This is a genomic window from Salinisphaera sp. Q1T1-3, assembly GCF_003602005.1.
Taxonomy (GTDB): Bacteria; Pseudomonadota; Gammaproteobacteria; order Nevskiales; family Salinisphaeraceae; genus Salinisphaera.
In genome coordinates this window covers 100565-115621 of record NZ_QZWD01000001.1, presented here as the reverse complement: position 1 = coordinate 115621, position 15057 = coordinate 100565, and the positions used below count along the sequence as shown (strand labels likewise).

13 protein-coding genes are annotated in these 15057 nt (G+C 63.9%); 8 read left to right on the top strand and 5 right to left on the bottom strand.

Going from position 1 to position 15057, the window contains the following annotated elements; all coding sequences use genetic code 11:
- Nucleotides 1-11 precede the first annotated feature (11 nt).
- Both D3260_RS00470 and D3260_RS00465 read right to left on the bottom strand, forming a co-directional pair.
- Nucleotides 12-473, bottom strand: a complete 462-nt coding sequence (locus tag D3260_RS00470; RefSeq protein ID WP_120096538.1) for an EF-hand domain-containing protein — start codon at nt 471-473, stop codon at nt 12-14.
- 17 nt (nt 474-490) lie between these two features.
- Nucleotides 491-2428, bottom strand: coding sequence for an alkaline phosphatase family protein (locus D3260_RS00465; protein WP_120096536.1), 1938 nt, complete (start codon nt 2426-2428; stop codon nt 491-493).
- Nucleotides 2429-2578: 150 nt separating this feature from the next.
- Here D3260_RS00465 and D3260_RS00460 point away from each other — a divergent pair, with 150 nt between their 5' ends.
- Entirely contained in the window at nt 2579-3895 is a 1317-nt protein-coding gene (locus D3260_RS00460; RefSeq protein WP_120096535.1) for an Nramp family divalent metal transporter, read from the top strand.
- Between the two features lie 21 nt (nt 3896-3916).
- On the opposite strand, the gene D3260_RS00455 is transcribed toward D3260_RS00460, so the two are convergent.
- Nucleotides 3917-5140: an MFS transporter gene (locus tag D3260_RS00455; RefSeq protein WP_120096534.1), complete on the bottom strand. Its 1224-nt coding sequence runs from the start codon at nt 5138-5140 to the stop codon at nt 3917-3919.
- Between the two features lie 139 nt (nt 5141-5279).
- Here D3260_RS00455 and typA point away from each other — a divergent pair, with 139 nt between their 5' ends.
- From typA to D3260_RS00425, 6 genes are all read left to right on the top strand, one after another.
- Nucleotides 5280-7112: a translational GTPase TypA gene (gene typA / locus D3260_RS00450; RefSeq protein WP_120096533.1), complete on the top strand. Its 1833-nt coding sequence runs from the start codon at nt 5280-5282 to the stop codon at nt 7110-7112.
- A gap of 136 nt (nt 7113-7248) precedes the next feature.
- Nucleotides 7249-8877 carry a carbon-nitrogen hydrolase family protein gene (locus D3260_RS00445; RefSeq protein ID WP_120096531.1) on the top strand — a complete coding sequence of 543 codons (1629 nt, stop codon included), beginning with the start codon at nt 7249-7251 and terminating at the stop codon, nt 8875-8877.
- Nucleotides 8878-8903: 26 nt separating this feature from the next.
- Nucleotides 8904-9686 carry an NAD-dependent deacylase gene (locus tag D3260_RS00440; RefSeq protein ID WP_120096530.1) on the top strand — a complete coding sequence of 261 codons (783 nt, stop codon included), beginning with the start codon at nt 8904-8906 and terminating at the stop codon, nt 9684-9686.
- A gap of 57 nt (nt 9687-9743) precedes the next feature.
- Entirely contained in the window at nt 9744-10508 is a 765-nt protein-coding gene (locus tag D3260_RS00435; protein WP_120096528.1) for a ParA family protein, read from the top strand.
- A gap of 195 nt (nt 10509-10703) precedes the next feature.
- Complete coding sequence (locus D3260_RS00430; RefSeq protein WP_120096527.1) at nt 10704-12125, top strand: nodulation protein NfeD; 1422 nt, start codon at nt 10704-10706, stop codon at nt 12123-12125.
- Nucleotides 12126-12147: 22 nt separating this feature from the next.
- Nucleotides 12148-12933, top strand: a complete 786-nt coding sequence (locus tag D3260_RS00425) for a slipin family protein (RefSeq protein ID WP_120096526.1) — start codon at nt 12148-12150, stop codon at nt 12931-12933.
- Nucleotides 12934-13340: 407 nt separating this feature from the next.
- On the opposite strand, the gene D3260_RS00420 is transcribed toward D3260_RS00425, so the two are convergent.
- Together D3260_RS00420 and D3260_RS00415 are read right to left on the bottom strand one after the other, a co-directional pair.
- Complete coding sequence (locus tag D3260_RS00420) at nt 13341-13997, bottom strand: CoA pyrophosphatase (protein ID WP_120096525.1); 657 nt, start codon at nt 13995-13997, stop codon at nt 13341-13343.
- Nucleotides 13981-14328, bottom strand: coding sequence for a type 1 pili tip component (locus tag D3260_RS00415; RefSeq protein ID WP_120096914.1), 348 nt, complete (start codon nt 14326-14328; stop codon nt 13981-13983). The genes D3260_RS00420 and D3260_RS00415 overlap by 17 nt, the downstream gene beginning before the upstream one ends.
- A gap of 394 nt (nt 14329-14722) precedes the next feature.
- On the opposite strand from D3260_RS00415, the gene D3260_RS00410 reads away from it, so the two are divergent.
- Nucleotides 14723-14983 carry a hypothetical protein gene (locus tag D3260_RS00410; protein ID WP_120096524.1) on the top strand — a complete coding sequence of 87 codons (261 nt, stop codon included), beginning with the start codon at nt 14723-14725 and terminating at the stop codon, nt 14981-14983.
- Nucleotides 14984-15057 lie beyond the last annotated feature (74 nt).

Below are 15057 nucleotides of genomic sequence, written 5' to 3'. Positions count from 1 at the left end.
CGGCGACCGTCTCAGTTGCCGTGCTTTTCCAGCGACTGCTGGGCCTGATCGGCCTTTTCGAAACTGTCCCGAATCTCTTTTTCGGAAATCGTGCCGTCGTGGTTGGCATCCAGCCGGTCGAAATACGGTGCAACCGCCTTGCGATATTCAGCCGGTGAAATCTTGCCGTTGTCGTCGGCGTCGATCCGATCGAACCAGCGGCCGACGATCTTCTGACGACGCTGCTTATCGGCGTCCGAGGCATCATCCGGCAGCGACGGCTGGCCGGCATCGAATTCCTTTTTCGACAACATGCCGTTGTTGTCCGAATCCAGACGCTTGAAGGAAGCATCCTGGGCGGCCATGGCTTCCTGGCGGCTGATCTGGCCATCGCCGTTGGTATCGGCGCTGGTCAACGGTGCGGCCTGGGCCAGTGCCGGCAATACGGCAAGACAGCCGGCCCCGATCAAGACGCGAAATGTACTGTGTTTCATGAAAGCTCCTCTACAGGTCAGGTTTCGATGTCTTCGGACGGTCGGAAACGCGTGTCTTGCCCATCGGCGCCGAGCTGGACGATCTCGCGCGGACAGCCGGCCTCATCGAAACCGACGTATCCCATGCCCGCCCGATTGACCAGCCGTCGATGGCTGCTCGGCCCCGCCGGGCGTTGCGGCGAGACACGAAGCCGTCGACGCTTGGTGAACATGTTGAGCGGCGACCACGGCGAATAGAGCCAGCGATTGAGCCGGTCGAACCAGGACAACAGCCGCTGCGGAAACTCGTTTTTCACGCCCGACGAGACGATTTGCCAGATACGTTGCCGCGTGGCCACCTTGCGCAGCGTGACGTCGTAAACGAAGGAATAATGCACATCACCGGACAGAATGGTGAAGTTCTCCGGCGTGTGGCGATGGCTCAGGATCTGCAGCATGGCCACCGCCGCGCCGCGATGCGCCATCCAGTTCTCGGCATCGACCATCAACGGTTTACCGAAGAACGTGAAGATCCGCTGTACGTTCTCGATCAGCTTGACGCCGAAGACCGGAGCGGCCGAGACGATGATCGCGCTCTGCCGGCCGCTGAGCGTGTTCTGCATGTCGATCAGGCTTTCCCAGTCCATCAGGCCCGACGGATTGGATGTCTTGATGCGACGACGCCAGCGATGCATGCGCGTATCGAGCACGACGATCGCCGGGCTGGTTTCGATGGTGTAATGCCATTGATCGAAGGCAAGCGTGGCATCGATCAGCGCATCCTGTCGTGTTGTGTCCGGGACCGCACAGAAATCGGCCAGCGGTGCCGCCAGCCGCTCGTCGAAGACGCCGGGCCGGTTCATCCAGCCCTGACACAGCACATAAGCCACCAGCGCGTTGCCGATGATGCGCCGCGAAAACGGGTGTCCGTAGGCCGAGCTCTCCCAGTCGGCGGTAAGATTCCAGTCGTCGGTGACGTCGTGATCATCGAAGATCATCGCGGTCGGCACGTTGGCCATCAGGCGGCGCGCCGGCCCCAGAGCGGCGACGAAACGATCGATGACCGCGGCCTCCTGGCGATATCGCTCGGCATCTTCTTCATCGAGCGCGGGCGTGTCGTAGGCCAGCCCGCGCCACGGCGCATCCGACCAGGTCAGCAGATACATGGCCACCATCTCGGCCAGCGTGACGAGATGATTGCTGGAGCAGGCCGAGGTGAAGACCGGTTTGCGCGTGCCGCCGAAAAAACGCTCGCGCAGTAGCGCGTTGCTTTTTTCCTTCGGCAACAGATCGTTGCGTCCGTAATAGGTTCGCGGGCTGGCATACAACGCCTGGCTGTCGGCCACCGTCGCACCGTGCAGCGTCTCGTCGAGCAGGCCCAGCCGCGAGATCGCGGCATGAATCGCGCGCAGCAACGGGCCCGCAACATCGTCGGCGTAGATCTGATCGCCGGTCAACAGGAGCAGATCCGGCCAGTCCGCGACGTCCGCACGACGCGCGCCGACCCAGGCATCGGCCCGGGCCATGCCGTCCGGGCCGTCGTGATGCGGCCGCCGACAGGACCCGTGCAGGACATGCCGCAACCGATCGCGCAGCACGAAGCGCGGCCGGCGCTCGCCGGCATGACACAGGCCCGGCTCGGCTGCCGCCAGTGACGACACATCGTCGCCAATAGCCAGGTCATAACCGATCGGCGTGTCCGTGGGCAGGGCCGACACATCGGTCGCGGCCAGATCCACGTCGATGCACTGGATATGCACGGCTTCACCGAGCCGCCAGGTGCGACGCCACGGCGCGGTATCGAGCTTCGCCGTAGGGGCCTCGGCATCGCCTGCGTCGTCGACGAACAGCGCCAGCTCGACCGGCACATCCTCGCGTGTGACCAGCCAGAGACCCAGCCGGGTCGCACTGACACGCCGCAGAATCGGACCGGCGATCACCGCCGACAGGTCGCTTTTATCACACGGTTCAGGCATGCGGGCCAGTATAGCGGGCCGCCCGCCCCGTTCGTGAATACGTGTCTTGTCTTCGATCGGGAACGGGCGTAATGTTAGCCGATGCTAAATTTCTAAGGCTTGCGTTGATTCTCGGTTGAATCGCCGCGGCTCCGTTCCCGAGTCGTTTTCATGACCTCCACTACCAGCCGATCGAACAAGGATTTCCTTCCCGGTGAAAGCGCGACCGAGCGGGCTGCCCAGGCGGCACTGTCCGGCGAACAACGGGGCCTGAAGCGGTTTCTTCCCTTCATCGGCCCGGCCTTCATCGCTGCCGTGGCCTATATCGATCCGGGCAACTTCGCGACCAATATCCAGGCCGGCTCGACGTTTGGCTACACACTGCTCTGGGTGGTCCTGGTCTCGAACCTGATGGCCGTGCTGATCCAGTCGATGTCGGCAAAACTGGGCATCGCCACGGGCAAGAATCTGCCGGAGATCTCGCGGGAGCGTTTCGCCCGCCCGGTCACGATCGGGCTCTGGCTCCAGGCCGAATTCATCGCGATCGCGACCGATCTCGCCGAGTTCATCGGCGGTGCGCTCGGGCTGCATCTGTTGTTCGGCATTCCGCTGTTCCCGGCCGCCGTCATCACCGGTGTGGCATCGTTTGCCCTGCTCGAGCTGCAGCGACGCGGCTTTCGCGCACTGGAAGCGGGTATCGGCACCCTGGTCGGTGTGGTGGTCGTCTCGTTCGCCTACGAAGTCTATATCGCGAAACCTGATGGCAGCGCACTGCTCCATGGCCTGTTTGTGCCCACGCTCGAGGGCAGCAATGCCCTGCTGCTCGCGGCGGGCATTCTCGGGGCGACCGTCATGCCGCACGTGATCTACCTGCACTCGGCGCTGACACAGCGGCGCGTGGTCGGACGCACCCCCGAACAGCGCCGACGCATCTATCGCTTCGAGTTGGCCGATATCCTGATTGCGATGGGCGTGGCCGGGCTGATCAACGGCGCGATGCTCGTCATGGCCGCCGGCCTGTTCCACGGGGCCATCGAACCGGTCTCCACGATCGAAGGCGCCTTCGCCCACCTTCAGGACCAAGCCGGTACGATCGCTGCGGTACTGTTCGGCGTCGGGCTGCTGGCCAGCGGTTTCTCGAGTTCGTCGGTCGGGACCATGAGCGGCCAGATCATCATGACCGGCTATATCAATCGCCGGATTCCGCTGACGCTGCGCCGGCTGATCACGATGCTGCCGGCCCTGGCGATTCTGGCCCTCGGCGTGGACCCGACCACCGCACTCGTGATGTCGCAGGTGGTGCTCTCGTTCGGGATCCCGTTTGCGCTGATTCCGCTACTGATGTTCTGTTCCAACGCGACGTTGATGGGCAATCTGGTCAATCACCGGATCACGACCGTCGTGGCCTGGACCGTGGCTGTGCTCATCATCGCACTCAACGTGTTTCTGCTGGCACAGACACTGGTGTCGGGCATCGGCGGCCACTGATCGCCGGCCCGGCGTGGCTGCTCAGGCGCTATCGGCCTGCCGGTGCCAGCGATACAGGCCGAGGATCGCAGCGAGCGCCCCCAGCAGGATGATAGCCACCATGGCCGCGACGCCGGGCCAGGCATAGTCGGCCCAGAACAGGCCGCCGAGCGAGCCGAGAATGCTCGAGCCGAGATAATAGCCGAGTAGATAGAGCCCGGCGGCGTGACCCTTGCCGTGGCTGGCGAGCAGACCGACCCAGCCGCTGGCCGTCGAATGACCGGCGAAGAAACCGATCGTCACGAGACCGATGCCCAGCACGATCGCCGGCAATGAATCGATCCAGGTGATCGCCAGACCGGCGGCCATCAGCACGACCGACAACACCAGCACCGGCGGCCGGCCGTGGCGATCGGCGACACGCCCGGCAATTGCCGAGGTGAATATGCCCAGGATATAGATCGTGAACACAGCGCCGATCGCGCCCTGGCCCAACGAAAACGGCGGCGCCGCGAGCCGATAGGCCGAATAGTTGTAGACCGAAACGAAGGCGCCCATGAACGCGAAGCCACAGAAGAAGACCCACGGCAACGCCGGGTGGCGGAGATGCGACCTCACGGGCTCGGCGTGCTCGCGCAGCGACAGCCCCTTGCGTGCGACGAAGTTCTTCGAGCGCGGCAAGAGACAGACGAACACGACCCCGGCGATGAGGCCGATCGCGCCGACGGCCGCGATCGCCGCGCGCCAGCCGTAGGCTTCGGCCACCCAGCCGGCAATCACGCGGCCGCCCATGCCGCCCGTTGCACTGCCGGCAATATACAACCCGACCGCCGAACCCAGCCCGGCGGGCTCGATTTCCTCGGATAGATAGGCCATCGCGAGCGCCGGTACACCGCCCAGCGTGAACCCTTCCAGGCCCCGAGCCATCAATAGCATCGACCAGCTCGGCGCAGCGGCGGCCAGCAGCGACAACAGGGCCGAGGCGAACAACGACACCGCCATGACCCGCTTGCGATCGATCGCCCCCGACATGAGTCCGGCCAGAAACAGCGTGAAGGCCAGTACGCCGGTCGTCACCGACAGGGACAGACTCGACACGGCCGCCGACACATCGAACCGGCGCGAGAACAGCGGCATGAGCGGCTGCACCGAGTACATGGATGAAAATGTCGCGAAGGACGCCGCGAACAGCGCGAAATTCGCTTTCAGATAGTCGCGCGAGCCGCGCGCGAGATAGATGTTGGGCGTTGCAGAAGCATCAGACATCGGTGTCGCCGAACGGCCAGAGACGTGCGAATCGCGCGCAATATTAAATCGTTATCCGTCGATTTACGACTTTCGGCTAGCCGGGAAGGCTTCAATGACTGATAATGCCGCGTTTTCGCCTCACGTCCCAGCTCCGCCCATGATCGAAAATCTTCGCAATATTGCGATCATCGCCCACGTCGACCACGGCAAGACGACGCTCGTCGACTGTCTGCTCCGACAATCGGGGACCTTCGACGCACGCGAGGAAGTCGCCGACCGGATCATGGATTCCAACGATCTGGAAAAAGAGCGCGGCATCACGATCACGTCCAAGAACACCGCCATCGAATGGCGTGATCCGGACGAGGACAAGGTCTATCACATCAACATCGTCGACACGCCCGGCCACGCAGACTTTGGCGGTGAGGTCGAGCGCGTGTTGTCGATGGTCGACTCGGTGCTCCTGCTGGTCGATGCCGTGGACGGGCCCATGCCGCAGACGCGCTTCGTCACGGAAAAAGCCTTCGAGCTCGGCCTGAAGCCCATCGTGGTGATCAACAAGATCGACCGGGAAGGCGCGCGCCCCGACTGGGTGCTCAACGAAACCTTCGATCTGTTCGACAGCCTGGGCGCGAGCGAAGATCAACTCGACTTCCCGACCGTCTATACCTCGGCCATCGGCGGCTATGCCGGCATGGACGAAGACGTGCGCGACGGCGACATGCTGGCGCTGTTTCGCACGATCACCGAGCGTGTGGCCCCGCCGCCGGTCAACCTGGAAGGTACCTTCCAGATGCAGATCACCACACTGGACTACAACAGTTTCGTGGGCCAGATCGGCATCGGGCGCATCGCGCGCGGCACCGTCAAGCCGGGCATGCAGATCACGATCGTCGACCGTGAAGGCGACAAGCGCAGCGCCAAGATCGCCGGCGTATTCGGTTTTCTGGGACTCAATCGTGTCGAGGTCGACTCGGCCCAGGCCGGCGATATCGTCGCTCTGACCGGCATGAACGATCTGGACATCTCCGACACCCTGTGCGACCCGGCCCAGCCCGAGGGGCTGCCCCGCCTGACGGTCGACGAGCCGACGATGAGCATGACCTTCGAGGTCAACAAGTCGCCCATGGCCGGCAAGGAAGGCGATTACCTGACCTCCCGCCAGATTCGCGAACGCCTGGAGCGCGAGCTGAAATCCAACGTTGCCCTGCGCGTCGAACAGGGCGGCGATGCCGACAAGTTCAAGGTCTCCGGTCGCGGTCTGCTGCATCTGTCGGTGCTGCTCGAGACCATGCGCCGTGAAGGCTACGAGCTGTCGGTTTCGCGCCCCGAGGTGGTCACTCGCGAGGTCGACGGCGAGATCCAGGAGCCCTACGAACTCCTGATGTGCGACATCGAGGAGGACAATCAGGGCTCGGTCATCGAGAACCTGCAGCACCGCCGCGGTCAGCTGCAGAACATGGTGCCGGACGGCAAGGGCCGCGTGCGGCTGGAATTCATCATCCCCTCGCGCGGGCTGATCGGGTTCCAGACCGAGTTCATGAGCCTGACCTCCGGCACCGGCATCGTCACGCACGTGTTCGATCATTACGGGCCGATCGGCGGCACCGAGATCGGCCAGCGCCAGAAGGGCGTGCTCATCGCCAATGCCGGCGGCAAGGCCGTGGCCTTCGCGATCTTCAACCTGCAGGATCGCGGCAAGATGATGATCGCGCCGAATGACGAAATCTACGAAGGCATGGTCGTCGGCATCCACTCGCGCGACAACGATCTGACGGTCAACGTCCAGAAGGCCAAGCAGTTGACCAACGTGCGTGCGGCCGGCTCCGACGAGAACATCCAGCTCGTGCCGCCGGTCCGCATGACGCTCGAGCAGGCCCTGGAATTCATCAACGACGACGAGCTGGTCGAGGTGACGCCGGGTTCGGTCCGTGTCCGCAAGCGGCATCTGACCGAAAACGATCGCAAGAAGGCCGCCAAGGGCGGCTGATCGCCAGTTCGCCCGGCGTCTCGTCGCCGGTCGTCAGCTCGTGTATCGCCGCGCCGGCCGCGATACAACACGACCAGGCACGACGGGCCGCTACCGCGGGGCCCGTCGTGCCATCCATCTTTAATCGAGGTGTGCCATGCCCCCGCAGAACAGTCGTTCACGCCTGATCGTTCGCACCGCCCGGTTATCCGATATTCCGGCCATCAACCGCATCGTGCAGCGGACCTATCCGCGCATGGACGATTACTCCTTCGACGAGCTGCGCGGGCAGATCAACAACTTTCCGGACGGTCAGCTGGTCGCGGTCTACGAAGACGAAGTCGTGGGCTACTGTGCGACCATCTGTCTGCCGGAGAATCAAGTCATGCGCCGTCACAGCTGGGCGCAGATCTCGGGCAACGGCTACGGCTCCACGCACGATATCGACGGCGATTATCTATACGGCTACGAGATCTGCGTGGACCCGGACGCCCGCGGTCTGCGCATCGGACGCCGGCTGTACCGGGAGCGCGAGGCGCTGGCAGTCAAGCTCGGCCTCAAGGGTATCGTGTTCGTCGGACGCATCCCCGGCCTGCGTCGACGCTACAAGCAGTACGGCAGTGCCGAGGCCTATGTCCAGGCCGTTGCCGACAAGACCATTCGGGATCGTGTCCTGTCGTTCCAGCTCTCGCAGGGTTATGAGCTGATCGGGGTGATGCCGGGTTATCTGCCCGACGATCGCGATTCCATGGGCTACGGCGCCCACCTGATCTGGCGCAATCCCGAATACAAGTATCGCGAAGACGTCGCCGGCGATTCCCACGTGCATCTGCAGCGCCGCAACACGGTGCGGATCGCGACCGTGCAATACATGCAGCGGGCCGTGGACTCGTTCGACGAATTCGCCCAGATCGTGACGTATTTCGTGCGTGAAACGGCCGATGCGAAATCCGATTTCGTGGTCTTTCCCGAACTGTTCACGGTCCAGCTGCTCTCGATCAAGAACGAGGATCTGCGTCATCGGGCCGCCATCCAGCGGCTGGCCGACTTCACCGACGATTTCCGCGAGCTGATGGCCGATCTGGCGGTGCGCTACAACATCAACATCATCGCCGGTTCACATGTGACTTGGGTCGGCGACGAGCTACAGAACATCGCCTATATCTACCTGCGCGACGGCTCCGAGCACCAGCAGCCCAAGATTCATCCCACGCCCGGCGAGCGCCACTACTGGAACATCGTCGGCGGTTCGTCGCTCAATGCGATCGAGACCGACTGCGGACCGGTCGGGGTTCTGGTCTGTTACGACAGCGAATTTCCGGAGCTGTCGCGGCATCTGGCCGATCAGGGCATCAATATCCTGTTCGTGCCGTTTTCCACCGAGGACCGGGCCGGTTATCTGCGGGTGCGCTACTCGGCCCATGCACGCGCGGTCGAAAACCAGATCTATGTGGCGACTTCGGGCAACACCGGCAACCTGCCGCGCATTCATGCCATGGACATGCACTACGCCCAGTCCGGCATCTTCACGCCCTGCGATTTCGCCTTCGCGCGCGACGGCATCGCCGCCGACACCACGCCCAACGCAGAGCAGGTCGCAATCGCCGATGTACGGCTGGACACGCTGCACGAGGCCCGGACGTCGGGTAGCGTGCAGAACATGCTGGATCGGCGTCACGATCTGTATCGCGTGCAGTGGAAGCCGCGTCGTCGCGCGCAGGACAACACGAACCGCCCGGTCAACGCGGCCAAACCCGGTTCCGCCCGCTCGACGGTCAAGTCCTAGGACGTGGCAAGACAGGATATGAGCCCATGACCGACGCGACAGACGCCGTACTCGACAGCGTGGCCGTCGACCGGGCCGCTGAGCTGATCGCGCAGGCCACGAACATCGTCGTGCTGAGCGGCGCGGGCATCTCGGCGGAGTCCGGCATTCCCACGTTCCGCGAGGCCCAGACAGGCCTCTGGGCACGCTTTTCGCCGGCCGATCTGGCCTCTCCGGAGGCGTTTGCGCGGGATCCCGCGCGCGTCTGGGCGTGGTACCACTGGCGACGGACCCTGATCGCCCGGGGCGGGCCCAACGCCGGGCATCACGCACTGGTTTCGCTCGCCGCGACCCAGCATCTGCATATCATCACCCAGAATGTCGACGGCCTGCATCAGGCAGCCGGTTCCGCATCGGTCACCGAGCTACACGGCAACATCTGGCGCGAGCGTTGCAGCAACTGCGCGCATCGACGTACGGCCCGTATCGCCGAAGCCCAGGGGGATGCGCCGGTGCGCTGCGCCGACTGTGGCGATCTGATGCGCCCCGACATCGTCTGGTTCGGCGAACACTTGCCGACACGCGCGCTGGCCACGGCCGAACAGGCCGTCGCGGATGCGGACTGCGTGCTGGTCATCGGCACGTCGAATCAGGTCTACCCGGCGGCCGCGTTCGTCGACACAGTCGTGGCGGGCAAAGCCACCGTCATTGAAATCAATCCGGCACGCACACCGGTCTCCGGCGATGTCGATTGCTGCCTGCGCGTTTCGGCAAGCCTCGCGCTGCCGGCCATCGTCGCGGCACTCGACGCTGGACAGCCGAGTCGCTAAGCTCGATGCAGGGCCGGCGCGCCGCGCCGGTCTTGATCACAAGCTGTCGGGGGTCGGATGACGACACGGGTGGTTTTCAACCAGAAAGGCGGCGTCGGCAAGACCACGCTGCTGGCCAATCTCGCCGCGATCGCGGCCGCACGCGGTCGCCGAACACTGGTCATCGATCTGGATGCCCAGTGCAATGCCAGCCAGTATCTGCTGTCTTCCGACGAGCGTCAGGCCGAATCCGGAACCGCGGATTTCTTTGACGCCACTCTTGGGCGGCGACGCGAAGGCACGACTCTGGCCGAACACATCACCGAAACGCCGTTCGAAAACCTGTATATCGCTGCCGCCCATCCGGATCTGGAGACGCTTCGGGTCAAGCTGGAAGCCAAGCACAAGATTTACAAGCTACGACAGGCGATCGAGGCGCTCTCGGACTTCGATGAAATCTTCATCGATACTCCACCCGCGCTCAATTTTTATTCGCAGTCGGCTCTGATCGCCGCCGATAGCGTGCTGATCCCCTTCGATTGCGACGACTTCGCCCGCCAGGCGCTCTATTCGCTGTTCGACAACATCCACGAGATACAGGAAGACCATAATCCCGGTCTGAAGATCGACGGGATCGTGGTCAACCAGTTCCAGCCACGCGCGAAACTGCCGCAGCGTCTGCTGGCCGAACTGACAGCCGAAGGCCATCCGATCATCGATGCGCACATCAGCGCCTCGGTCAAGGTGCGCGAATCGCACGATGCCTCGATACCGCTCGTGCATTACGCACCGTCCCACAAGATTACCGGCCAGCTGGGCGCGCTGTACGACAGGCTGTCATGACAAGGCAAGCCGAGGTGCGCAACAAACGGCCTGCGACACCGCCTCGTCCGGTAATGCAGTGTCGGGCGTTGTCGACGTGACACCGAGGCCGACCGGCGCGAGTCTGCCCGAGCGATACCTATCGCCCGAAAGACGTGCGCCGCTTGATCTTGATCGAGGCGGACCCGCGTCGTTTGCCCAGCTGCGCGGCGCGACATGACCGCATGGCCACACCCTGTTCGCGCCCTGTTCTGGCTGTGTTGCCTGAGCGGTCTGGTACTGGCGCTGATCGGGGCGCAGGCAGCCCCCGACAAGCAGACAGGCATCGTTCCCGAGATACCGCTCGACGGCCCCGTCGGCCCGGCCAACGCCGCGTTCGTGACCGATGCAATCTCACAGGCGGCAACCGACGGCGCGCCGTTGGTCATCCTGCGGATAGACACGCCCGGCGGCCTCATGTCGTCGATGCGCGATATCGTTCAGGCCATTCTTGCCTCACCGGTGCCGATCGTCGGCTATGTGGCGCCGGCGGGGGCGCGGGCTGCCAGTGCCGGCACCTACATCCTCTATGCCAGCCATGTCGCGGCTGCCGCGCCGGCCACGCATCTCGGCGCGGCCACGCCGGTCGAGATCGGCGGCGGTGCATCGGGCGAGACGCCGTCCGACGCCGGACAGAACGCGCCCGATGACGCCGACACATCGTCCTCGCCGAACGGGAACAACCAGCCGGACATCTCGAGCGATGCCAGCGCGCGACGCAAGCAGATCAACGACGCCGTGGCCTATATCCGGAGCCTTGCCGAGCAGCGTGGCCGCAATGCCGACTGGGCAGAACGGGCCGTTCGCGAGGCTGCGACACTATCGGCGGCCGAGGCACGCGACCAGCAAGTCATCGATCGAGTCGCCGATAACGAAACGGCGTTGCTCACCGCGCTCAACGGCCGAACGGTAAAGACTGCAACCGGCCAACAGACGTTGCACACCGAGGACTTGCGGATCCACCGGATCGAGCCCGGCTGGCGCACCGAACTGCTGGCGACCGTGACCAATCCGACGATCGCGTATCTGTTGTTCATGATCGGCATCGTCGGTCTGGCCGCCGAGGCACTCAACCCCGGCGCCACGCTGCCCGGAATCGTCGGCGGGATCAGTCTGCTGACAGCGCTCTATGCCTTTCACATGCTGCCAGTCGACTACACCGGTGCCGCCCTCATCCTGCTCGGCGCCGCGCTGATCACCGCTGAAGCCTTCGTACCCAGCTTCGGTGCGCTGGGGCTGGGCGGCCTCGCGGCGCTGCTCTTCGGTTCCATCATGCTGGGCGACACCCCGGGTTACGAGGTCTCGATGTCCGCGATCGTGGTGATCGCGCTCACCACGGCCGCCCTGCTCGGCCTGGTCGTCGCCCTATTCGCACGGGCGCGACGCACCCCGACCGAGACCGGTCACGAAGGTCTGATCGGGCGCGAATGTACGGCACGTCGCGATTTCTCGGCCACCGGCCGGGTCTGGCTCCACGGTGAGTCCTGGCAGGCCGAAACCGACACGCCGGTCACCGAAGGCCAGAACCTGATCGTGACGGCCGTCGACGGGCTCACGGTGCATGTCCGGCCGAAGACCGAAGGCTCACCCGAGCCCTGATTCGTCAAGGGAGAAGAAGACGATGCTCATCAACATCATCATTGCCGTGGTTGTCCTGATCGCGCTGTTCATCTTCGCCTCGCTCAAGATCCTGCCGGAATACGAACGCGGCGTGATGTTCACACTCGGCCGCAATACCGGCGTCAAGGGTCCCGGGCTGTTTTTCGTTGTGCCTGTCATCCAGAAGATGATCAAGGTCGATATGCGCGTCACGGTCATGGACGTGCCGACCCAGGACGTGATCTCGCGGGATAACGTCTCCGTGCAAGTCAACGCTGTCGTGTATTTCCGCGTGATCGCGGCCCAGAAAGCCATCGTCGAGGTCGAGAACTTCTATTCCGCGATCAGCCAGCTCTCGCAGACCACATTGCGCAGCGTTTTGGGCCAGCACGAGCTCGACGACATGCTGGCCGCGCGAGACAAGCTCAACGCCGATATCGAGGTCATTCTCGATCGCCAGACCGATGCCTGGGGCATCAAGGTCGCCAACGTCGAGATCAAGCAGGTCGAGCTCGACGAGAGCATGACACGGGCCATTGCCCGCCAGGCCGAGGCCGAACGCGCGCGACGTGCCAAGATCATCAATGCCGAAGGCGAACTGCAGGCTGCCGAAAACCTGCGCAAGGCCGCTCACCAGCTCGCAACCGAACCACAGGCCATGCAGCTGCGCTATCTCCAGACGCTGCTCGACATGGGCAACAACGAGAACGCCACCATCGTCTTCCCGCTGCCGATGGATCTGATCGAGCCCTTGATGAAGATGGGCAAGCAGACCACGGCCACATCCGATGATGCTAGGGCCGATTGATGTTTCGCGCGAGTCCGCGCCAAGCGCGCCCTGAAATTGACGATGGGCGGCAAGACGAGACATAGCCCGGCGCCGTGCAGCCATTCTGCGCCGGCGTGCTAGAACGCTGGATTGCCGTCGTGTTTTTGATTTCGGGGCACTTGTCCCTTCGGGTTGGGCCACCCATGAAAAATCGACGATGGGCGCCCTGCGGCGTTACGAGTCTGGATCGTGGCACGCCACGATCGGCGACTCGCGCCTTGCAGGACACACGGCGGTCTCTCGACGAAAAGGCGCTCGAACGACACATCAACAGGCCCTGGCGAGAATCGGGAGAGCCCCCGGAAACTGACGCCCCCTGATAACAGGCCGCGTCCGAGCCGCTACGGCAAAACCGGCCGATGCCGCGAATTGCCGCGACGGATCGTTCAGTCGACATCGACCGGAACGAAGGGCGCGTCATGGACACAGGCGACGCGCCTGGCCAGTTCGCAGAGCATCGCCGCGGTCGCCCCCCAGATATGGTTGGCGTCGTGATCCAGACTATAGATGCGATGGCGGCGCCCGCCGTGTTCGTGACGGTGCCGACGATAGTTCGCGCCTTCCATCGCATGGGCCAGCGGCACGCCGAATACGCGGGCAACCTCCCGGTCATCGGGCCGGCACGGTCTGCCCGGCGCAATCCATCCGACGCAGGGCGTGATCGCAAAACCGGTCACGGTCCGGTACGTCGGCAGTTGGCCGAGCATGCGAACGCGCTCCGGGACGAGGCCAATCTCTTCCCAGGCTTCACGCAGGGCCGCAGCAGCCGGTGAGGCATCGGTCGCCTCGATGCGGCCGCCCGGGAAACTGATCTGCCCCGGGTGATGCGTCAGTGTCGCACTGCGCTCGGTGAAATAGATGTAGGGCATCGGCGCATCGACAATGCCGATCAGAACCGCCGCTGCCCGGCCGCCGGGAGACGGATCCCGACGGGCATCGTCTTCCGGCGACGCCAGCGTGGCCGGCAACGCGCAGGCGCGAGCAAGACATGTCGGCCAGTCGTCACGGGCCTGTGCCGCCCTTGTCTCAGTCGCTCTCGTCATCGGCCAGCGCGGCCTTGAGCTTTTCGGCCTGGGCCTTGGTCAGCTTCTGGAAACGCGGCGTGAAGCCTGTATCCGCGTACATGGGGTCGCCCAGTTCGTCGTAACCGGTGACCTCCTCGCCCGGCTCATAGGAGAACGAACTGGTCAGTTCGTCGAGTGCCGTGGCCAGAAGGTCGGTGATTACCCGTTCGCTCGTCAGCCCGGGGAACAATTCGGTCAGTGCTTCGATCTTGGCCGCATCGTAGAGCGGCAACCGCACGCGATACGCATCGGCCGTACGCGGCTCGCCGGCACTCGTCTGCCACTGGGACACCAACTCACTGATCTTCATATACGTCGGACTCCTGTTCGTCTGCCCGGTGCGGGTCTGGTCGGGGCCAGAATAAAACAAAGCCGCCGATACGGCACACACGAAGACGCCTTCCCGCACTCGCGAATCACCGGACAGCGATTGTGCATGTTGTGCCCGCATCGCCTCGGCGCACGCGCGATCGTCATCCGACGCCCATAGCGGCTGTCGGGTCTCTGGCAATGGCGGCGAAAAGAACGGCACGGATCGCCGTTGAAGCGCGAGCGCGGCGCTGTATCCTGCCGGCTTGCGAGCGCTTCGACACCCGGCGCGGCAAGCAGTGCTTGCGCTTTCCGGATACCGCCACGACAACGATTGACCCGCACACAAGCCACTGCTAGCTTTGCGGCCTTCGCATGGTGACGACATCGCACCCATGGCTAAAACGCAGAAAACCTGGAGTCTCAAGGAAATCGACGAAGCGCGCGGTGCCAGCAAGGGCACGGCGTTTCTTGCCTTCAAACAACTCAAGGAGAGCTTCGATGAAGGCCGAGACTACTATTCCCTCAACGCCAGTGAGGATGCCTCGGAAATCGAGAAGCTGAGGTCCGACGGGCGGATCTATGCCACGACGGTCAACGCGATCCTGCTCACCGAGGGGGGCCACAGCGCGATTGTCGATTACCTCGACGGCTGATCGCCGTTCGGGCGACTGTCCTCGCTCGAGAACAGCCCGCGCCGGTTGGCAACCGGCCGTCACGTTATCGTCAG